Source organism: Streptomyces sp. BK79, from assembly GCF_044142145.1.
GTDB lineage: Bacteria > Actinomycetota > Actinomycetes > Streptomycetales > Streptomycetaceae > Streptomyces.
In genome coordinates, this window is record NZ_JBHVOC010000108.1 from 1 (window position 1) to 248 (window position 248).

A 248-nucleotide genomic window follows, 5' to 3' on the forward strand; every position below is an offset into this window, starting at 1 on the left:
GTTGGACAGATCGGTGGAACGACGAAGCTCCTGGTAGACGGGTTCTCGACCAAGATTGCCCGTAGCCACTAGGAGCTTCGCGTGCTTGTCTACCCGTCGTCGATCGACCTGTCCAGTCGCTCCCTGCGGTGCCTGACGGGACGACTCGCTGCCCGGCGAGGGGAGATCGGGACCCGATGGCGTCGGCTGACCGCCAACCGTCAGGCTCTCCTCGCCCTGGCCCATCTGCGATGCGGTGACACCTACGC

General features: G+C 65.3%; 1 pseudogene. It reads left to right on the top strand.

Annotated features, from left to right (window positions below):
- Positions 1 to 81: 81 nt before the first annotated feature.
- Positions 82 to 248, top strand: a pseudogene (locus ACFIF2_RS36005) (IS5/IS1182 family transposase); the annotation flags it as partial.